General features: G+C 45.3%; 19 protein-coding genes and 1 pseudogene. 8 read left to right on the forward strand and 12 right to left on the reverse strand.

The features are described from left to right. Window positions 1–88: 88 nt before the first annotated feature. From AMS66_RS14890 to AMS66_RS14915, 6 genes and pseudogenes are all read left to right on the forward strand, one after another. Window positions 89–1,058 (forward strand): annotated as a pseudogene (locus AMS66_RS14890) (transposase); the annotation flags it as partial. A gap of 279 nt (window positions 1,059–1,337) precedes the next feature. Next, a complete protein-coding gene (locus AMS66_RS14895) occupies window positions 1,338–1,949 on the forward strand; it encodes a TetR/AcrR family transcriptional regulator (protein WP_053781522.1) in 612 nt (203 codons plus the stop codon). 198 nt (window positions 1,950–2,147) lie between these two features. Further along, on the forward strand, window positions 2,148–3,470 hold the full coding sequence (locus AMS66_RS14900) for an amidohydrolase family protein (protein WP_082350706.1): 1,323 nt from the start codon (window positions 2,148–2,150) through the stop codon (window positions 3,468–3,470). Between the two features lie 16 nt (window positions 3,471–3,486). Then, a complete protein-coding gene (locus AMS66_RS34370) occupies window positions 3,487–3,795 on the forward strand; it encodes a DUF554 family protein (RefSeq protein WP_053781523.1) in 309 nt (102 codons plus the stop codon). Between the two features lie 68 nt (window positions 3,796–3,863). Then, a complete protein-coding gene (locus AMS66_RS34375; RefSeq protein ID WP_053781524.1) occupies window positions 3,864–4,145 on the forward strand; it encodes a DUF554 family protein in 282 nt (93 codons plus the stop codon). A 134-nt stretch (window positions 4,146–4,279) separates the two neighbouring features. Next, window positions 4,280–4,690 (forward strand): hypothetical protein, encoded by a 411-nt coding sequence (locus AMS66_RS14915; protein WP_053781525.1) that lies wholly within the window; start codon window positions 4,280–4,282, stop codon window positions 4,688–4,690. A 51-nt stretch (window positions 4,691–4,741) separates the two neighbouring features. Here AMS66_RS14915 and AMS66_RS14920 read toward each other — a convergent pair whose 3' ends face one another. The 10 genes from AMS66_RS14920 to AMS66_RS14965 all read right to left on the reverse strand — a co-directional run bounded on the left by AMS66_RS14920 (window position 4,742) and on the right by AMS66_RS14965 (window position 17,421). Next, complete coding sequence (locus AMS66_RS14920) at window positions 4,742–8,263, reverse strand: S-layer homology domain-containing protein (protein ID WP_144424500.1); 3,522 nt, start codon at window positions 8,261–8,263, stop codon at window positions 4,742–4,744. 536 nt (window positions 8,264–8,799) lie between these two features. Beyond that, window positions 8,800–9,597 carry a hypothetical protein gene (locus AMS66_RS14925; protein ID WP_053781527.1) on the reverse strand — a complete coding sequence of 266 codons (798 nt, stop codon included), beginning with the start codon at window positions 9,595–9,597 and terminating at the stop codon, window positions 8,800–8,802. A gap of 25 nt (window positions 9,598–9,622) precedes the next feature. Beyond that, window positions 9,623–10,198 (reverse strand): papain-like cysteine protease family protein, encoded by a 576-nt coding sequence (locus tag AMS66_RS14930; RefSeq protein WP_053781528.1) that lies wholly within the window; start codon window positions 10,196–10,198, stop codon window positions 9,623–9,625. A gap of 343 nt (window positions 10,199–10,541) precedes the next feature. Further along, window positions 10,542–11,297 carry a phosphate ABC transporter ATP-binding protein PstB gene (pstB, locus tag AMS66_RS14935; RefSeq protein WP_181014119.1) on the reverse strand — a complete coding sequence of 252 codons (756 nt, stop codon included), beginning with the start codon at window positions 11,295–11,297 and terminating at the stop codon, window positions 10,542–10,544. A gap of 53 nt (window positions 11,298–11,350) precedes the next feature. After that, window positions 11,351–12,259 (reverse strand): phosphate ABC transporter permease PstA, encoded by a 909-nt coding sequence (gene pstA / locus AMS66_RS14940; RefSeq protein WP_053781529.1) that lies wholly within the window; start codon window positions 12,257–12,259, stop codon window positions 11,351–11,353. Beyond that, the gene (gene pstC / locus AMS66_RS14945) at window positions 12,256–13,224 is read right to left on the reverse strand and encodes a phosphate ABC transporter permease subunit PstC (RefSeq protein WP_053781530.1); all 969 of its coding nucleotides are present in this window, start codon (window positions 13,222–13,224) and stop codon (window positions 12,256–12,258) included. Before pstC ends, pstA begins: the two co-directional genes overlap by 4 nt. A 107-nt stretch (window positions 13,225–13,331) precedes the next feature. Then, complete coding sequence (locus AMS66_RS14950) at window positions 13,332–14,195, reverse strand: phosphate ABC transporter substrate-binding protein (protein ID WP_024628717.1); 864 nt, start codon at window positions 14,193–14,195, stop codon at window positions 13,332–13,334. A gap of 54 nt (window positions 14,196–14,249) precedes the next feature. Next, window positions 14,250–15,644: a stalk domain-containing protein gene (locus tag AMS66_RS14955; protein ID WP_236703410.1), complete on the reverse strand. Its 1,395-nt coding sequence runs from the start codon at window positions 15,642–15,644 to the stop codon at window positions 14,250–14,252. Between the two features lie 403 nt (window positions 15,645–16,047). Continuing rightward, window positions 16,048–16,914 carry an aldo/keto reductase gene (locus AMS66_RS14960; protein WP_053781531.1) on the reverse strand — a complete coding sequence of 289 codons (867 nt, stop codon included), beginning with the start codon at window positions 16,912–16,914 and terminating at the stop codon, window positions 16,048–16,050. Between the two features lie 75 nt (window positions 16,915–16,989). Then, the gene (locus tag AMS66_RS14965) at window positions 16,990–17,421 is read right to left on the reverse strand and encodes an RrF2 family transcriptional regulator (protein WP_053781532.1); all 432 of its coding nucleotides are present in this window, start codon (window positions 17,419–17,421) and stop codon (window positions 16,990–16,992) included. Window positions 17,422–17,761: 340 nt separating this feature from the next. On the opposite strand from AMS66_RS14965, the gene AMS66_RS14970 reads away from it, so the two are divergent. Then, window positions 17,762–18,040, forward strand: a complete 279-nt coding sequence (locus AMS66_RS14970; protein WP_053781533.1) for a CD3324 family protein — start codon at window positions 17,762–17,764, stop codon at window positions 18,038–18,040. Window positions 18,041–18,127: 87 nt separating this feature from the next. After that, a complete protein-coding gene (locus tag AMS66_RS14975; protein ID WP_053781534.1) occupies window positions 18,128–18,871 on the forward strand; it encodes an MBL fold metallo-hydrolase in 744 nt (247 codons plus the stop codon). 93 nt (window positions 18,872–18,964) lie between these two features. Here the strand turns inward: AMS66_RS14975 and AMS66_RS14980 are convergent, their stop codons facing one another. Next, entirely contained in the window at window positions 18,965–19,843 is an 879-nt protein-coding gene (locus tag AMS66_RS14980; protein WP_053781535.1) for an AraC family transcriptional regulator, read from the reverse strand. Window positions 19,844–19,879: 36 nt separating this feature from the next. Beyond that, window positions 19,880–20,707: a sugar phosphate isomerase/epimerase family protein gene (locus tag AMS66_RS14985; RefSeq protein WP_053781536.1), complete on the reverse strand. Its 828-nt coding sequence runs from the start codon at window positions 20,705–20,707 to the stop codon at window positions 19,880–19,882. Window positions 20,708–20,714: the final 7 nt, after the last annotated feature.

The raw sequence follows: 20,714 nt of genomic DNA on the forward strand, positions 1-20,714 counted from the left end.
CACAGCGGAAAATTAAAGTAAAGCATCCCAAGCGACTTGCCAACAATCGCGAGATAACGGGCTCCAAGCAGTTATGGGAAACGGATAGCTGGAATACACGCAAGAACAGTTGTTAAAGCAAGCCATGGCCGAATCATTCATTACGGACGATACCGTTGCCATAGATGCAACGCATATCGAAGCTCGGGATCAAGCGCCTGCAAAGCAAGAAAAGGAAAAACCCGAACCTAAGAAGCGTGGGCGAAAATCAAGAACCGAACGTGAGGCTTGGCTCGAACAAAAACAAGAAGAAGAGAAACAAAAGCCAATCTTCGAGAAAGAAATCGCTGCACAATTCAGTGAGACGTTCCATGTTCTAAGGGATGAAATGCCTCTTAACCCGTAGGTGGGGAATCAAGAAAAATAGTGATGGAAAAAACGTCTTCTGGTATGGCTATAAAGGTCATCTTGCAGTAGGAACCAAGAGTCAGTATATCCTGGGAGCCATGCTCTCTTCTGGAAATTTGAATGATGGTAAAGCCGCGATTCCTATCCTAAAAGGGGTTGCTTTGCAGCATCCAAATTTCGATTTCAAATATGCAGCCATGGATGCAGGTTACGATTATGAGCCCATATATAAGCAAGTTCGAGAAGCGAAGGCCCATGCCGTTACCGCTTATAACCGTCGGCGGGAACCGGAACTTGTCGGGTTTGACGAACACTTCGCCCCTACCTGTGTGAGAGAGCATTCTTATCGTTACGACAGCTACGACTCGAACTATGAAACGGTCAAATACGTTCGACCGAAAGAATGTGAGAGCTGTCCATTAGCGCAAGATTCACTTTGCCAAAAGGTTTACAAAATGAAGATCACGATTGATCTTAGAAAGTATTGCGCTCCGGCTCGAGGCTCAAAACGTCGGAAAGAGCTCGCTAAAAAACGATCTGCAGTCCAAAGAGTCAATGCTTACCTAAAGCAATTCTTCCAGTTGAACAATGTAAGACATCGAACCGATCAAAAAGCGAAGGCACATTTTAACTTGGTAACGCTGGTTTATAATGTCGCAAAGTTAGCATGAGATCGTCTAAGTCGCCAATTACAAGAACAAGCAGCCTAATTTTCAAAAACAAAAATGCTCAAATTCGGTTAGTCTACGATTCTGCAACTAAGCATTATGAAATTGATTCATATAACGTTTTAATTAATACTAAAGTAAAATATGATTAACTCTTCTATTACTTGACACGAAATTTCCAACGTTCATGTAATATTCTCAACATTTTCACATTTGCCCCCCCCCTCAAAAAGATCTATCCTAATAACGAACCAACCATTCACTATTAAGGAGTCGTTCCCGATGGTGCAAGCCAAGAAAGACGAAGTCAGGAAAGAAATTGAATACGCGGCGCTCAAGGTCTTTTTTGAGAAAGGCTATGTCGATGCCAAGATGAGCGATATTGCGGATGAGATCAATATTTCCGTGGGCAACATCTATACTTATTTTAAGAACAAGAAAGAACTATTCTGCGCCGTCGTGCCGCCGGATCTGGTGGATTATCTGAAAAATGTGCTGGTGGAGACGATTCACTTTGATAACCAGACTCTTTTCGAGGAAACGGATAGCGAGCGAAAGTCGGCACTGTTGCAGGAACAGGTGGACGTATTACGGAAATATCGGAATCAGATCGTGATCATCTTTGAAAAGAATAAAGGCACCATCTACACCAACGCCAAGAATGAACTTGTTGAGCTAATGATCGAAACCAAGAAGGCCTATCTCAAGAATCAATATAAACGGTATGAGATTGGCACCGAGGAGAATTTGATCTTACTGAACATCCTCGCGCACAACGTGATCGACATGAACCTGGATCTATTGAAGCGGGATATGAGTGAGGACAGCCGGAAGCAAATATTCGAAGCGTTGTATGTATACAGACTGTACGGTATGAAGAGCCTCAACGAATAACGCTCCATCTCATCACTTATGCCAGATAGACAAAGCGTGCAGATCAGATCAACTTCACTTGGTTTGCACGCAAAAAAATCCACCAGATGATCTGGCTATTTTTTTGAACTAAAAATGAATTAATTATTCATTATTTAATCAACTATCTACCTTTACCCTAACTGCTCACCTCACCCACATTCTAAGGAGGAACACAATATGAACACTGCTTACGCATTGAAAAACGTCAATCTGATCCACGGCGACTCAAGCCGCAATCTGCAAAAAAACATGACGATTCTCGTCAATGAACAAGGACTTATTCAGACTATCGGCCAAGATAACGAACTGCTTATCCCAAGTCACTACACCACAATCGACCTTTCAGGGAAATACGTGATGCCTGGATTGATCAATGCACACGTACACCTCTTTGCAGATGGTAAACCGTTCAGTCTCTCGGTCAGTGAAGGCATGTTGCAGTTTGCCTATGATCGAATATTGAACACCAAGTTTGGCAGAAACGTTTTGAAAAAACGAATGAAACGCAACGCGCTGACCGCACTCCATGCGGGTGTGACGACGATGCGCAGTGTGGGGGAATTCTTTTACACGGACGTCCAGCTGCGGGATGAGATTAACAACGGTGACTTTGTCGGCCCCAATCTGCTTGTCTCCGGGTTTTTCCTAAGTGTAACGGGCGGACACGGTGCTCCATTCCTGGCTCTGGTTGGCGACTCCCCGTGGGAAGCACGAAGAAATGTACGGATCAATGTGAAACACGGCGTTGATCTGATCAAAATATGTGTGACGGGTGGCGTGACGGATGCGAAAATGGTGGGCGAAGCTGGCCGTTTACAGATGACGGTGGACGAAGTTGCAGCGATCTGCGATGAAGCGCATAAGATTGGCCTGCGGGTGGCAGCGCATGTGGAAAGCACGGAAGGTGTACGCGTTGCGTTACAGGGTGGCGTCGATACGATCGAGCACGGTTCGGAGATGGACGACGAAATCATTCGTTTGTACAAAAATAATCCAAATGCCTTGAATGGCTACACCGCACTCATCCCCACCCTGCAAGCCGCCTATCCCTCCGCTTCACTGGATACCAGCGTAACGAAGGTAAGTGCAACGGTAAAAGAAAATTCCAGACTCGTCTACGATTCCATGCTCAAAGGTGTAAAACAAGCGATCGAAAACGACATCACCATTGGGATCGGTACCGATGCCGCCATGCCTTACGTGACTCACTATGATATGTGGAGAGAAATGGATCACTACATGAGACAGGCCAACCTGAACAACAAACAGGTCATCGACATGGTGACTCGAACCAATGCGAAGATTCTGGGCGTTGAGGATGTTACAGGGACGGTGGATATCGGGAAACATGCTGATCTGATTATTATGAAGCAAAATCCGCTGGAACATATTGAGGCCTTGTCAGACGTCTCTATGGTCATGGTCAAAGGAAATCTAATCCAAACACCATCTGTCACAAGAATCAAAGAAGTCGACGATGTTCTAAACTCAGTTTGGTGAATTCAGGAGTGAAATCATGCTTGGTATATTGATCAATTGTTTTTTCATTATATGCGGGAGTACCCTTGGGGCCATCTCCAAAAGGTTCATGAATGACGGTTATAAGTCCACACTCAATCAAGTGATTGGGATCAGCGCGCTCATCATAGGCATGAGTACAACCATGAGCAGCATCTCCACCAGCCAATATCAGATTATGTTTATCATCTTCCTGACCTTAGGCGGGATCATTGGGCAACTGATTAATTTCGAGAACATCTTGTCCAACATCATGACGAAATTCTCGTCCAATGGCTTAAATGAAGGATTAACGGTTGCCATCTAATTGTTGTGCGTGGAATCGATCCTGATTCTGGAGCCACTGCAAAGTGCGTTACAGGAGGATAATACCTTTTGCAAATTAATACGATTTTCTCGGGCATTACGTCATTGATTCTGGCATCCACCTTCGGGATCGGCATTATCTTCTCAGCGTTTATTCTATTGGTCATCGAAGTTCTGGTCTTCTTCTCTTCTGATTTCTTATCCGTCTTCATGACAACGAACATCATGAACGAAATTAAGCTGATCGGCGGCATCCTGGCGCTTTGTACGGGGTTGAACATCTTGAAGATTACGAAGATCAAGGTATTGAATCTGCTGCCTGCCTTATTTATTCCGATCTTTTTGCTATAGAATTAATTATTCAATCCCTTGCCCTCCAGGATCGGCTGATATATTTCTCTATTCGTGACACTTTCGTTTTGGATTGCTTTAACTTACATAATAAATGCTACATACTGTAAGTACATTGAGGAAGGATGAAAAGGTTGAAAGCAAAAAAAATTGGGCCCTTTATCTGGATAAGCAGCTTTGTCGTGATGCTTCTGGTAGTTGTCTATTTTATTTTATTTTCGGATTTTATGAAAGGGTGGTCTTCACCAGCAAAGGAACAACAATATTACACAGGCACCGTCGTTGAAATAAAAGAGCAAAACAGTAAAGTAGACGGAGACAAGATACTTTACTCCATCGTACTGGATAATGGGGAATATCTGAATGTAACGAAAAATTCGAGGTTTTATGTTACTTCGAGTGACTTCTATCAAGCAGATGCAAAATTCAGTAAAATGCGAATTGAGGCTGATTTCAACGATGTTAATGTAGGTGATAAAATTGAGAGTTGGACGAGACAAGTAAATAATCATTTATTTGAAATATATGAGTTAACTATAAAATAAACAAGGGCCATCCCTCTCAGGATGGCCCTTGCTTTCATTCTTTTATTAAGATCAAACGTACATCGCCATCAACAACTTATAGATCATTGCAGCAGCTTCCGCACGGGTCGTCATATTCCCTGCACGAACCGTATTGTCCGTATATCCGTTCACAATCTTGGCCTGAACGGCTGTATTCAGTGCTTCCTGCGCCCAAGACGGCGTTTGCGTCGCATCAGTGAAGCTTGGTTTTACAGTATCTCCACTCGTTCCCGTCTGTGCATCTGGACTTAACTTCAATGCATTTGCCATCATCACAGCCATCTCGGCACGAGTGATCGTCTGATTAGGCTTGAACGTATTGTCTCCATAGCCCTTCACGATTCCGGCTTGTACGGCTGCGGCGATGTCACTCTTCGCCCAGTCTGGCAGATTGCTTTGGTCTGCAAATGTCGTATCCGACTGCACAGACTTCAAGGCCAGTGCCTTACTGATCAACGTAACAAACTCTGCCCGTGTAATCTTCTTGGATGGTTGGAAAGTACCATCTGTGTAACCCTGTATCACGTCCATGCCCATCAAACGATCTGCATAGTCGGATGCCCAGTGTCCGTTCAGATCGGACAGATTGGCTGGTACGTAACTGGATACCACGAAGGTTCCCAAATGATTCACATTCGTCGTCACCGTTCCTGCTGCGTTTGTCTTCCCGCCGACAAATAACCAGCTCTGACGAGCTTCATTATAATAGTAGATCGCTGGCTGTGTACCTTGAGGCAGCTTGGAAGCATCATATTGCAGGCTCAGTGCTGCCTGATCGTTTAATGTCCGTCCTCCACTGCGAGTAATCTGCACTGCTTGGCCCAGTACGTTCAGCGAAGCTGCATTCTGCAATTGGTCCTTGGACACGACAGATAACTGCAATGTATCTTTTTCCCCAATGGCTCCTGCCGGAGCGTTGAATTGCACGATGTCTTTGAGACCCGTTTGTACAGGTTGATTCGCTCCTACCTCTACATTCACTTCAGTAGATGAACCTGACCCCGTATCCGGGTTCGTAGGTGTGGTTGGAACTGAAGGCGTTGTTGGCACACTTGGTGTGCTTCCCCCAGAATTCCCGCCTGAGTTGCCCCCATTACCATCGCCATTGCCCGAACGGGCTTGCACGGTAACCGTACGTATCACTTCTTGTGCCGCATTTCCAGCAATATCTTTCACGTTATAACGAAGGGTGTAGATCCCCGCCGCCTGTGTGTTCACTGTGCCGTCAATCTGCACGGAACCACTGATGCCCACATTATCGGCAGCCTGTGCTCCAGGTTCGTTATACGTATCTCCCACCGTTAATGTCATCTGGCTGCTGCCTTGCAGGGTGATGACAGGGATTTCGCGGTCTATTTTGACCACCAATGGTAAAGTATACGTTTCGTTCAGATCGTCTGTCGCTCTGAATAACAGCTTATTCTCTCCAGCCTCGGTTATCTCCAAAAGTGTATTCTCCGTATACGGCTCATACGTCTGGCCTTCATCAAGAGACAGCTCGATCGTCGCCGAAGTGGCTGGCGCGTATACTGCGCTGGTTACACTAACCGTTACGGACTGGTTTGTCCATGTATCCGTATGATACGGCTGGCCGTCAGCAGTGGTCATGTTGCTTTTTAACACTAATACCTGATTATTCGTTCCTTCCACAATGACTGTGAACGTTCTGGTATCCGTTTCGCTGCCACGTTGTACTGTTGCCGTCAATTCCAGTCGCTCATTATTCTCAGGCTGTGTCAGAAGTTTTCCCTGTGCATCCATCAATTCCGGGTTAGAGCTGGACCAGCTAATCGTGGCTCCATGTTTTCCTTCAACAGGAAGGGTAAGATCGGAAGTGACCGCGTTCAGATCGCCCAGGTCAATCGCTTGAAGCGTATCCGTTACCGCCTGTGCATCACTGTAAGGTGTGGCACTCACAAAGATCGGATTGGAGTAGAACCACAGATCGCGATAGTTCTGATCATTGATCTCGTTGAAGCGAGTCTCTGCATCAGCTGTTGTGATCTTTGGATCAAGCTGCGGTTCACCATCTACAGTCTCACCAGTAACATTCATGCCCAGATTTGTACCACGCAGGCGATAATATTTATCCTGGTCGGTGGCTTTGATTTTGTACGTGATGACATGGTAACCTTCGGCATCTGTTGTCCAATCGTTGGACGTGAAGGTTGCCAGTACTTTAGTAGAGTCGTTGGTGTCTTTGGAATATGCGGCTGTGCCCTTCTCGGCCTTGCCCGTCACATCTCCCGCGATGAGATCTACGTGATCAACCACCGGTACTTGTCCAGCAGACGTGCCGCTGTTGATTGGTTTTTCATAGTTGTTGCTCGTCGTTGGACTCTTGAACCGAATTTTCAGTTCCACTTCATCGCCTTGGGTCACACCCAGGTCTCCGCCCATTTCAGCCTGAGTGCCTGCGCCGGAAGCCGTGAAGTCCAGTGCGTTGATCAGATCACCGAATACGGAAAAGGATTTCCCCGAACGCAGTCCTTCCAGCACGGCTTGCATGCCTGTACCATCAACCCACGAATAGGTCTTGGCATATTCGCCCGGAAAATAACCGCTGGAATTCGTGTCAATCGTCTTGAAATGGTAGTCCGAATTGCCGTAGTTCCAGAAGTGACGCCCTTCTCCCAGCAATGCATCCCAAAGACCGCCCACCTTGGCTACCATATAGTCCACACCGCCATATGTACGATATTTGTATCCATCATCTGCTGTTGGATTAGCAACGTTGTATTTTGTGTTATACCCGCCACGATCCGGTTCCATCTGGTTACCCAGCATGCCTTCGATCCCAAATACAACTTGCGGGGCCAGATCGTTGAACTCACGGAAGTCCGCGATAGTATATTTGTTTTTGCCGCGTGAAGGATGGTTGATCATCGCATAACTTGTCGTTGGATACTTGGTTGCCAGCCAATTGATAGCAGCCAGTGCATCCTGATGAGTCGTATAGGCACGTCCCCCCATCTGATCCCAATTCGATACGTCAGCCACATCGAACAGATTCGCTGCGCGATTCGTAAAACGATATTCAAATTCGTTCGCAGCTTCCAGCGCTTCGGTCGAATTCGGTTCATCCGTAAGAATCCCCACCCCAACGTGTTCATGCGTCGGCATGTCCCATTCGAAACCGGAGAAAATCGTCTTGCCTGCGTATTTGCCTGCTTCCTGAAGTGCTTTGATCTGTGGCACCTGATATTCGTTCATCCCCTGGGACATCGGAATCGATCCGCCTGGAATGTCTACCCCGTTGTGATCCCGCTTGGATAACCGCAAATGATCCGTAAGCGCAATCCAGTCCAGACCATACTTCGTCAGTCCCGCGTCAAGTACATTTCCCAGGGAATTCTGCGCATCGTCGGACTCAAAGGTATGTACGTGCAAATCCCCCGTTTGCCATGAACCTGTTGCCGAGCTGTTGGTTGGTGTGTTATCTCCCGCATCCGCATAGGTTACCGCAGCAGGAAAAGCTCCCATTACAAGGCCCGTAGCCAGTGGTATAAGCGTAAGCATAGCAAGCATTTTCTTTCCTTTATTGTTGAACAAGATCATCCCACCACCGTTCTCAGTTGTTGTGTCGGGAGTAAATATAAGAAACTTTGAGGGCAGGGTCAACGCAATGAAAGCGCCTATTAAAAATTTGACATATCCCTGCATTACTTTACATTTCGTTAACGATTTCTTTTTCTGTGTCTATGAAGATCATGCTCTATCCTCCTCCATATTGAGGTGCTGAAATGTACTAGAGAAAGGTTGCAAGAGGGGGAAGAAAAATTCAGATTTTGTTCACCATTCAGGAAAGTTCCACCACAGCTAGTGGAGCATTAGGAAGAGAATTAGCATAACAGGGGTGATGAAGAGGTATAAATGAAGGACTTTGTAAACATCTGAGGGCGGAACATTTGCCAGATTTAGAAAAGAGCACCCACGAATGCACAGGCACAATAGGCCCAAATCCGCAGGTACTCTGGGTTTGACTAGGTTTTGATTTAGCTTTTACATGTTTACTTTTATGAAGGGTAAGTTAACGGGTTGTGAAATGTGGCACTATACACGAGCTGGCTGGCTCTTACTCTATTAGATCATTTTACATTTTGTTTTTTTCGTACCCACATATAGACAGCTGTTGAACCTATCAAAGCAATAACCAAACTTATTAATGTTATTCCCATATAATCATTTGAAGACGTTTTGGAATTGATGTCTGGATATCCACCAGCCCCGTCCACTTCAGGATCAGCCCCTTGGGATTGCACAGCTTTAAGGAAGTCAATCGTCTTCGCGGAGTCCCATAGCTGATTATTATCCATTCCTCCCATGAGCGATTTTTTCTCTGTAGGTACATCTGGGATATTTACTTCTTTGCCATCAGTTTTAACGGCAAGATAACGGATGTTACCGTCTTTTATCAATATCGGGTTAAGGGTATCTACGTCAGTAGATAAGAATTTTGTCATAGTATTTAAGGATGCATCCAACCTGGATGCATCTCCTCCTGCAAGAACCACCCTGAAACCACCTTCGAATCGTTCAATACTGAGAAATGATTTTCCAACTCCGTTGGATTGCACGATAAAGTCATACTGCCCTGTTGGCTTCGATACATCAATTAAACTGTCAGACACATTTTTAAACTTGTCAGCGTCGAACAAGTGTACTTCGAAACCAGGACCCAAAGTGACAGACTTAACTTCTTCTTCATTCTCATAACCGTATCCAACAGGGTCATCTAATACCAATTTTTTAAAATCTTCCAATCCTTGTCCCTTGGCAAAAGTCTGAACATCTTCAGGTACTGTACTGGCATAAATATTTGGAGCCATCATGTAACTGACCATTAGGCCCATCCATATCATTATTAGAATTCTCATATGTTTCATTATTATTGACCTCCCAAACTAATCCTTATTGATAATGCCAAAAGTCCTTAAGTCCCCATCTCCATGTTCTTTCTGCTCCCGTACCACCGTTAAATTTTGAATATTCCATTGAAGTTTTAACTCCATCCCAAGGATCTAGATAATGCATGTAATAAGTATAAGTTGGAGTATTGCTATATCCATAAATAGCGACTGCATGACCAACAAGAGCCGTAGGACTATTCCATTTCCAGCTCACATATACTGGACGTCCTCCATCAATCTGACTTTTGACTTGGGCTACATTCAAATTACCTGAGTAATAATTGGAAGATACCCCGTAGTCATGCATGCCACTTTGAGCTTCTACTGTAGATGCTGATACATTTGCACACGAACTGGTCGACTTGACCTTCTTAACAAAATCACATTGATAGACATTTTTGCTAGCCATGAATTTGAGTACACTTGAACTGACTGCAGCCCAACACCATTCATCTTTCTCTTGCTTCGCAATAGGATATGATGGCAAATCAGTAGAAGCAGCATAAGCTTGTGTCACAAAAGAAAGTGTGAATATTAGTGCAAATACAGAGAATGAAAAAGTTTTTCTAAAATTCATTTTAAATCTGCCTCCTCATTTCAGAATTTGAATAGAAATTTGTTACAAATGTGTCCATCTGCTTCGGTCTACTTCTTTTTATTCCCTCCAATCCAACGATCCCATAGTCATATCACTCACACTGTATATAACGAACCATTTAGTTGAAATGTTTCCTTTTTTATCAATTTTTTTTAATTTAGTTTAATTCATATTAAACTAGTTACACAAAGCAAAATCTCATCTGTTTAGCAGTCTTCTCGCTGTTAATGTTAAATAAAAGATAGAATATGCAGTCAACAAAAACAGAAAAAAGCCTTCCAGATAACTATCTGAAAGACTTCCACCTCTTACTGATTCACAATCAACCAAACCGACCACTAATATAGTCCTGCGTACGCGAATCCACGGGCTCGGCGAACATGTCTTGGGTAGCGGAGTATTCCACGACCTCCCCATCCAGGAAAAACACCGTCTGCTGGGATACCCGAGCTGCTTGCTGCATATTATGCGTAACCATCACGATGGTATAACGTTCCTTCAACTCATGAGCCAACTCCTCAATCTTGAAGGTCGAGACGGGATCAAGCGATGCCGTAGCCTCGTCCATGAGCAGAATGTCCGGTTCCACTGCCAGTGCACGTGCGATGCAGAGGCGCTGCTGTTGTCCTCCAGACAGACTTAACGCGGAACGCTTCAGGTTATCCTTCACTTCATCCCACAGGACAGCAGAGCGGAGGCTCTGTTCCACGATTTCATCCAGCTTCTTTTTGCTATGAATACCGTGTTGTTTTGGGCCGAAGGCCACATTTTCATAGATGGATTTCGGAAAGGGATTCGGCTGCTGAAAGACCATCCCGATCTTCTTACGAATAGTCTCTACATGCACCTCGCCGCTGTATATATCTGTCCCACCTACAGCCACTTTACCTTCAATACGTGTTCCGGGTATCCGATCATTCATGCGGTTGAGGGTCCGCAGCAGCGTGGATTTGCCACAACCTGACGGTCCGATAAAAGCAGTAATGGCCCGTTCCGGAATTTCAATGGAGACATCCTTAAGCGCCTGGAACTGACCGTAATATAAATTCAATTTGTTGATCTCAATGATTGGCTGCACAATAGTTCCTCCCGGTGTTGAAATTGATCTTGTTACTGGATTAGCCTGACACATTAGGCTTGATTTTTGCGTGCATTCAGCCAAATTGGCACACGGAACAGAATATTAATGAGCAAGGCCACAAAGATCAACACAGCCGTTGTCTTTTGCGCAATTTCCTCGGCATCCGGCACAATCGCTTCGGATTGAATGTACCACAGGTGTACAGCAAGGGTTCCTCCCGGCGAAAGCAAATTGAAGTCCCACATCTCCCCGGATGTAGACACCCCTGCGGTCAGAATAATGACGGCACTCTCACCGAATGCCCGGCCTGCCGTCAGACAGATGCCTGTCATGATTCCGTTTATAGCCACTGGCAGCAATACATTACGGATCGTCTGCAAATGGGTGGAGCCAAGTGCAAAGGATGCACTACGAAGTTCAACCGGCACCGCCCGGACCGATTCCTCGGTTACCCGGGTAAGCACTGGCAGATTCAGAAAGGCAAGGCTGACGGCGGCTCCCAGAATCGTAAGACCAATTTCAAAGAACTCCACAAACAGGGCAATACCAAACAATCCAAAGATGATGGATGGAACAGATGACAGTCCCTCCACGCAAATCCGCACGATCTCCATAAGCTTGTTGTTTGGGGCAAATTCCGCCAGATAGATTCCGGCTGCCATGCCAATCGGAATGGAGATGAGCAGGGAGAGAATCAACACATAGAACGAGTTGAACAGCGCCGGGCCAATCCCTCCTCCTTCTTCAATCTCGCTTGGAACACCATATAGAAAATCCCAGCTCAGCAAGGGCAGCCCTTTTTCTAGAAGAAGAAATAACAATCCAACAATGAATAAAATGACGACAATCCCTACACCCCATACCATGCCCGTAAAAATCCGGTCCATCAGCGCGGATGCACCTCTGCGTTTGCCGAACGAATAGGCGGGGACAGCGTTCGCCTGCTTCTTCATACTCATGAGTAGCGTCCCCCTTTTTTCTGAAGCATTCTTACAGCTACAATCATCAAGATGGAAATGGCAAGCAGGATAAAGCCCATCATGTACAGTCCGTGATTCCAGGTGGAATCGAATTCTACGCTTGAAATTTGCATAACGATATTACTTGTCAGCACCGCTGTTGGCGTGAACAGACTGTTAGCCAGCTGCGCCGTATTACCGATGACCATCACCACCGCCATTGTCTCTCCAATGGCGCGAGTCATCCCGAGAATGACGGCGTACATGATTCCGCCTCTTGCAGCAGGCAAGACTACACGAGTTATGGTTTGGAAACGGTTCGTACCAAGCGCATAAGCTGCGTCCCGGTATTTGTTCGGCACAGCAGCTATAGCATCATCACTGATCCGGCTAATGGTAGGAAGCACCATAATCGTCAGAACGATGGACGCTGCGAGCAAACCATCCGCCAGATCATGTCCGCTGATATCCCTAAGCCAGGGGATGAGAATCGTCAGTCCTAAGAAACCGTACACAACAGAAGGAATGCCCACCAACAGATCCAGTACTGGCCGCAGGATATGGCGGAGCCATTTGGGCGTCATTTCAGCCAGAAATACCGCAATGATGACGGAGATTGGAATGGCAAACAGCATCGTGAGCCCCGTGAGTGCCAGTGTTCCCAAGATAAAGATCAGCGCGCCGTAATGCTCATTTTCCGGGTCCCAGTTGGTAGAGAAGAAGAATTCCCTGAGCGAAACATCCGCAAAGGTCAGAACGCCCGTACGAAGCATAAGAACCAGAATGCATAACAGAACCAGACAAACAAACAATGTACTGCCAATACAGACCATGCGAAACAGTTTATTGGACCATCTCAAACGCGCCTTACGGTCAAACCGGGTTCCCGATCCGGGAGCCTTGCCGATGCTTGGACCAAGCTCACTCGGAGCAGGGCTGTTCGTGGATGGATTTAAATCGATCATGAAGGGCTCTTCCTTTCACATAGAGAAGCCAGCTTGGCGACCATGCGCAGAAGCTGGCTATCCCTTTCCTTATGAAATGCGAGAATGATGAACGTTCGCAGCTTTCGTTATTTAACGGCAGCAAGCGGAATGAATTTCAATTTTTTCAGGGAACCGTTCTGGAACTTGCTGCTTTGGATATACTCGATGAACGCTTTGGTTGCTCCCGTAGGTTGACCTTTGGTCATGTAATATCCAATGCCCCATACTTTGTATGTTTTGTTCAGGACGTTTTTCTCTGTTGGTGCTACGCCATTGATTGATACGGCCTTCATTTTGCTAGTCACATACGGGAGGTCAATATAACCGATTGCATTTGGTGTCGTTTCAATCGTTGTTTTCATATCACCGCTGGAGCCAACCTCTTTGTAGTTGTCCCCTTTGCTCATGAAGTCCTTGCCGTCCAGTGCTTTTTGTTGGAAGTTAACCCGTGTACCGGAACCAAACTTACGGTTAACCACAACAATGTTGGCATCCGATCCGCCGACTTCCTTCCAATTTGTCACTTTCCCGGAGAAGATGTCCTGCAGTTGTTTTGTTGTCAGATTGCTTACACCCACATTGCTATTAACGACAGCCGTGAACACTGTTACAGCTACCGGATTGGCTACCAAGCCATCAAATTTCTTGAAGCCAGGTACATCTTTGGATGCATCCCAGTCCACAGCACCAATGTCTGCGATTCCTTTACGAACGGATTGAGGACCTGTGATGGAACCTGCTGCGGAAGCGGAGATTTTGACTTTTGGATTATCTTTCTTGAATTCACTGGCAGCCTGAAGCGTGAGCGGAAGCAGTGCTGAGGAACCGTTAATGACAATTTTGCCTTTCTCTGTGCTCTTGGCAGCAGATGCCGTCGTTGCGCCACCAAGTCCACCAATTAGAGATACAGCCATAAGCATTGCTGTGAAGGGTTTGATCCATTTTTTCATGTTAATTAAACTCCTCTCGAATTAAAAAGCTTTAATGTTACTTCATGTCAAACCTTACTTCGTAACAGCTCTCCAGCTGCCACCAGCTTGTACCAGAACTCGGCCGTTCTCCACCACAGAGATTTGTGATCCGGCAACGGAAATGGAGGATACGTCGGAAGATACGGTGTACAGCTTGGTTTGTTTGCCAGTTACCGGGTCAATCGAAAGGATCACACTATTGCTGTCATCCTGGGCCGCAAGTATATACAAGATGCCACCCGACAGAATAGCTTGTTCTACATCATACTCGGCATACACCGGCGTTGACTTCTGAGATGAATCCACAGACAGCAATGATGCTTTACCGTCTTCGGAAGGTACACTCACGTAGTAGGCTTTTTGCCCGTCAGCAGACCATACAAACACCTTGTCATCGGTTGATGTCGTTAGCTTCACAGCCTCCGGTTTTGTATTTCCTGTGTTATACGAAAATATTTGCTGTTGGTTGGATGAGAAATCAATGGAGACATTGTCTTCATCCACATTGGTTGTATCCGAAGTTACGGTGCCAAGTGTCGTTACGGTATAAATGAATTTCTTACCGTCAGCAGAAACATTCAGGTTTTCCTTATAGTCCACCTTGTCTTCGACCACTTTCGTAATCACTCCATCTGCCAGGTTCAGCTTGGCAATGACGGAACCTTTGTCCCCTTGCAGGAAATAGATTGCACTTCCATCTGCTGACCATACCAGTTCAGGCTTGATGCTGTTGTCGCTCGTGATCAGTTTGGAAGCCTTGGTCTTCAGATCAATGACGTATACGGCTCCTTCGGCATTCGTATAAGCCGCTTGATCACCACTTGGCGAAATAACGAGATCCGATCCCCCGTCTGTAGTTAACAACAGATCGTATTTACCGCTTGTCGTATTCACGAGATAATCCGTTCTGCCATCGTTATTGCTCTTGGAGACAATCAACTTATCCGCTCCGGCAAAACGAGGATTCTCGGCTTCTTCGAGCAAGGATACTGTACTGATCTCAAGCAGTCCGTTTCGCTTGACGATCGTACCGCCAACGCCCGACACCAGTGGACGAAGAGCGATGTAACTTGTACCACCGATGATGGTAACCGGTTGATTCAAATTCACTTTAACGTCATCTACCACGATTTGTTTGCTATTGTTTTGGAGCGTCACGCTGTGATCATTCAGCTTGATCACCGTCGTTCCACTATGTACTTCTGCTTGTGCGCCGATGGCTTTGATCACATCACGAAGTGACACAAGTGTCTCCCCATTTTTAACGATGGAACGAACGACGACGCTGTTACCGTTTATTGTAAGCGTGGAATTTTGTACCTGAGCTGAACTAGCCGCAGGTTTGACTGCAGGAGCAGCCGATACTGCACTAACCACAGAAGTACCTAACACTGTTGCTACCATGGACACCACTAACGCCTTTTTCATTGACATTGGCTCTTGTCACCCTTCTCTATTCCATTTAATTTGACTTGTTTTGTCATGCCCTGCTGTCTGGTATTCTGCATGTATCGTCTTTATGAGAGCTTGTCCGGCTCATCCCCCCAAACTTCCACGTTCATAGTAAAAATTACCTATCACGATTGTAATTATAGGAGAGAATTGTAAACGGTAAATCCTGGAATTGTAAACGAATTGTCAATGTTTTCATAACACACAAAAAAGAGCCGTTGGAATACGACCCACGACTCGTTTTTTGTCTTATTTTCCTAGACCAGCACTTTGCATAATTCGATTCAACTCGCTTCCGGGTACAAGATATAGACGAATAAATTCATTTCGATCTATATCTTGCTGATTGAAAGACGCTCTTTGGATTAATGCAAAATGCTTAGATAAAAAGTTTCATCAATTTATTGAAAATTGGATTTACAATATACCCTGTTGGATGGATAGAATACCTCTTGCCCGTATTCAGACGGCTAATCTTCTCCATTTCCTCGGCGGACAGTTCAAAATCAAAGATTTCACTATTTTCTCTGATTCGCTTCGGATTGGATGATTTGGGGATCAGGACGACGTCCCGTTCCAGATGCCAACGCAAAATGACCTGAGCCACCGTTTTGTGATGATGATCGGCAATTTCCTTCAATACCGGATGCTGCAACAATACTTTGTTCCCTTGCCCCAATGGACCCCATGCCTCATGCAAAATCTGATATTTGTTCATATAGACACGCAGTTCGTTTTGCGGAAACTCCGGGTGCGTCTCAATCTGGTTGATCATCGGCAAGATTTTTGCGTGCTTCCTTAACTCTTCCAGATGCGGAATCTCAAAGTTCGCGACGCCAATAACTTTGATCTTGCCTGCCTCATATAATTCCTCCATCGCTTTCCACGTTTCCATATACTTTGGCGAGGCAAAATGGATTAAGTACATATCAAGGTAATCCACACCCAGCTTGTTTATCGTTTCTTGGAAAGCTTTCTTGGTCGCTTCATAGCCATGATCCGTATTCCAGACTTTCGACGTAATAAAGAATTGCTCACGCGGGATCTGGCTATGCCGGATCTCTGCCCCAAGCGCTTTCTCATTCCCATAGATTCGGGCGGTATCAAAATGTCGGTATCCGACCTGAATGGCCTCGCGAATCGCGATTGTAAACTCTGCTTCTTTCGTTATTTTGTATACCCCGAAACCCAGTTGGGGAATGGGAACCCCGTTTTTGGCTTCAACCACTTTGGTATGCATATTCATTTTGACCGCTCCTCTCAAAAATAAATCGTAATATACTCGATATATATTATATCTAGTTAAATCCAAAAAAAGAGGTTAACCCTTTTTCTCTTCATGGAACAGATCGGTTAACCGTATTTCTTTTAAATAATTCTGCATTGCGATCTCCGCACCTTCAAGATGATGAATGACCTTTTGTTTCACGTCGTCCACGTCTTGTCCCTGGAGCTTTACATCGGTATGAATTTTAAACAAGTCTTTGCCGGGTTCAACCGCCAGGAATACATCCAACATCGTGATTTCCGATAAAGGCTGAGCAAGCAATATACCGCCCTTGGCACCTTCTTTGGCCATCGTCAGTTTGGCGTTATTCAGGTTTCGAATGACTTTTACCGTCGTAGGAACCGGAATATTTAGCTGCTCCGATATCACTTTGGTCGATAGATAGTTATGACAGTTCTTCTCGGTGTATGAGTGAACGTAGAGAAGAATAGAGATTCCCTGTGATAAGGCTGTAGAGTATGCCATTTAATTCATCCTTACTATTTCTTTTCTGAATATACTATATATCTTTTATGTTTAGTTAGCAACTACACAATAATCTCCACAGCAAGGTCAAGAAACATTCGGTTGACTGTCCCCTCCCGGTGTAATACAATGCCAATTTCAACTGTATGTCACGTTCACGTCTATATGCACATCATCCTGAACTAAAGAAAGGAGCTGATGGGATGGTTCGAATCGATGCATCCGGCTCTGGGCAGAGCATTCTTTCCATATTTGCCTGGAGCCTTTTCGAACAGCATTGAAGGTAAGAGCTTTGCCCCTCTATATATCCATTACGTTATATAGATAGGAGCAAAATCAGATGAAATACAAAAATGCCGCGTATGTACTGCCACCAGAACTGGTGCAGCGCATTCAACAATATATTCAGGGAACCTATTTGTATATCCCGGTCCATGAAGAATCTAAGAAACCATGGGGAGCATGTTCCGGCTCGAGAGCCATGTTGCGAAAACGCAATAAGGCAATTGCTGAGGCTCATCAATCTGGAATTTCTGTTCGTCTTCTGGCACAACAGTATTACCTGACAGAGCGCAGTATCCGTCGTATCCTGCTTCAGCATAAACGCGGACAATATTAATACTGCATCATGTATGTCCTTGCTCGTTGTTAATAGCATACGGTAATCTGTTTCTGAAGGATTCAAATCAGGAGGTGCCTTTACTTCATGAGTATATACGTTAAACCACTAAGTATCGAATTTGAATACAACGGGATGCCGCAGGTGATTACACCTGCCCTAATTGGTGATCAACAGCATGCCTTTCTGGTAGATTGCGGGTACGCCGGCTTCATTCCACATATTGAAAAAGCATTGAATAGACATGAGTTGTCGTTGTCCAATCTGACTGGCCTCATCATTACCCATCATGATCTGGATCATGTAGGCTCTCTCACAGAGATCAAGCGAGCCCATCCCCATATCCGGATTATCGCGCATGAACAGGAAGCTCCATATATTGATGGCACGAGAACCTCATTGCGGCTGGAGCAAGCGCTAGCAACACTTTGCCTTTTGCCTGAAAAAGAGCAGCCCGCAGCGAAGGAATTCATCTGTACATTGGAAATGATTGAGCCAAGTACGGTTGATCAGACGGTTCATGATTGTGAGCTACTGCCATGGTGTGAAGGCATGGAAATTATACACACACCCGGTCATACACCAGGGCATATATCCATTTATCTTCCCTCCAGTCGCACCCTGATCGCTGGCGATGCAGTGGTCATTGAGAACAATGGCGAGCTCGGAATTGCCAACCCCCAGCATACACTGGACCTGAAGGAAGCGGTTCGCTCTGTACAACGTTTGCTTGGATTTGAGATCGATACGCTCATTTGCTACCATGGAGGTCATTTTCAAGGGGATGTTCGAAGTGCGCTTCAGCATCTACTTCAATCCTATGCCCCGTGAAACACCAATGGCCCATACTTGATGTATGGGTCATTTTTTATGATCATCATTGCTGTCATATGAACGTATGAACTTTACTGAACTTTACGGAGTTCACTCTACCCTCGATTTCATCGCTGCATATTTACTGGGAGTGATACCTACAGCAGCCTTGAAAGACCGACTAAACAGATGAATACTCGAAAAGCCAACCTCCTCGGCAATCCGGGTTAAATTATGTGTTCCTTCCATAATTCTTTTCTGGGACTGCTCTATTCTGATATGTGTCACATATTTGTGAAGGGTAATCCCCAGCTTGCTTTTGAACAAATGCGATAAATGGTTCGTCGATACACCGACATGTCTACTAATGGCAACATTATTTAATTGAGGGTCGGCGTAGCATTCATGAATATAACGAATCGACTTTTCGATGAATGCCCACCCCTTGGTCATGTTCCCCTCTTGGTCCTGATCTTCGGATTGATTTTTGAAGAACAGATGCAGCAATTCCAAACATATGGATTTCGTGATTAACGAAGACCCTCCCCGTTGCTCCTGAAACTCCTTATGCATAAGCGCAAATCTCTTTTTCCATTCAATTCGATCGGCTAGCTGCAAATGAGAGATTGGACGTATGGAAGCCAGCTTCATTTCCCTATCGGCCAGATCAGGTCTTTCACTATGAGTTGCACTCGTATTCTTCAATAAACTTCGCTCTTCCTCATAATACAGATCAAAATGAAAAATATACTGAATCAATGGCTGCTTGGAGGTGGACCGAATGATATGAGACATGAATGGATGCATCAGCACAATATCGCCTTCTTGGACCAGGTATTTCACACCACTCAAGAAGAACTCCGCTTCCCCTTGTTCAATGTATGTATACACGTGATCGTGGTCTATCCATTCCCCTGCCAAAGAAAATGATTCCGTCATTCTCGCCGCCCTTACGAATGGCGAAATGCTATTCATCCATGGCTCATACACATTTGTTCCTCCTAACTGCCTTCTCACTGATCCGGTTTATATTTTGGCAAACACGCTATCGAAGCCTGCTTTAGACTTGGCAAACAATTCACTTGAATCGAGGGTTGGCGTTGGTGCCAGCACCTCTTGAGATACGACGCCTGTGTAACCAATCGCCTTCAGGTTCTTCAAGAACCCCTGCAAATCAATTACTCCCTCACCAGGGTATAAACGCTCATAATCCAGCAATTCTTCAATGGGTAGATCATAAGCATCATTAATATGGACGTGCACAACTTGTTCCTTCTTTAGATTCAACACTTCTTCGATCGCTAAACCGTTCGTATGCCAATGGTAGGAATCCACCAACAAACCTACATTGGGAGCATGGATCGTTTCGATCCAGTCCAGCGTATCCTCCACACTCCAAATAAATGGATTCTTCCATTGAGTTCGCAGATGATGGCAACCAACAAACTCCAATCCCAGTCGAATTCCATATGCGTCCAGAATATCTGCACACAGTCTCAATCGTCTGGTAGCTGCCGCCATAAACGATGCTGCTGGCTGATCCGTGGAAGGTAAAATATAGGTACAGCAGCTGTAACAGTTCAACGAAGTAGCGGCTTCTGCCATTTGAACCAGAGATTGAAGTCCTTCGCGGAATTGTTCATCTGTGGTTCTCCAGTCTACGGTCAGATCAGATGAACCGATGATCACCTGATTGCTTTCCAACAGATGTTTGGCCTGTTCCTGGCCAACCTCTTCAATTAATGAGAGCGGATTCAAATCTACAGACTGAAATCCGTATTTTGCAGCATTCGTAATATATTGTTCATTGGACTCGATGTTCCCTAAGCCTGCTCTTGTTAACCCTCTAATCATTCCAATC

Origin of the sequence: Paenibacillus xylanivorans (assembly GCF_001280595.1) — a bacterium.
Taxonomy (GTDB): domain Bacteria; phylum Bacillota; class Bacilli; order Paenibacillales; family Paenibacillaceae; genus Paenibacillus; species Paenibacillus xylanivorans.